Raw genomic sequence first — 548 nt, 5'->3', positions numbered from 1 at the left:
CTGCGACTCTGTGGTCAGGATCACCACCTCGGCCGGCGGGGGAGTCTGGCTCCAGCCGGGCGGGGAAAACAGCGGGATCAATCCCATCAACATCCATGCTTTCAACGGCTTGCTCCCTTGGCCTCGTTAGCCTTGTTGAGTAAAGCATCATGGCGCTGGCAGAACAAGCGGCCGATGAGCGCCGCGCCTGAAATAAGCCGGTAAAAAAGAGGGGCCGCACAGTGGCGGCCCCCGTCGGGTGCCTCTTTCTTTATTCCTGCAGCCAGAGCCGGGCACTGCGGGCGGGGATGGCGACCCGTACCCACTGGCTCTGCACATTGATGACGGCGTTCTGATCCAGCACATCCTTGTAGTTGCGATACCAGTTCATCTCGAACTTGGCGGTATCGAGCCAGTACTCCTGCTCGTAGTCACACTTGTTGATGCCGACCAGCCCTTGCTTGCCGCGCTTGAACAGCACGAAGCAGTCGCCGCTGCCGATGAGCTGCATGGGCTGGCCCTGCACCGTATTGTGGAAGCGGATCATCCCCTTGAGGTCGCTGCGCTGG

At 60.8% G+C, this 548-nt stretch carries 2 pseudogenes; both read right to left on the bottom strand.

Going from position 1 to position 548, the window contains the following annotated elements:
- Positions 1–93 (bottom strand): annotated as a pseudogene (locus tag BN1128_RS26140) (lytic transglycosylase domain-containing protein); the annotation flags it as partial.
- A gap of 157 nt (positions 94–250) precedes the next feature.
- Positions 251–548, bottom strand: a pseudogene (locus tag BN1128_RS04465) (alpha-amylase); the annotation flags it as partial.

This window comes from Aeromonas piscicola, from assembly GCF_000820005.1.
Classification (GTDB): Bacteria; Pseudomonadota; Gammaproteobacteria; order Enterobacterales; family Aeromonadaceae; genus Aeromonas; species Aeromonas piscicola.
The sequence above is the reverse complement of the archived record's forward strand: the minus strand, read 5'-3'. Positions and strand labels throughout refer to the sequence as shown.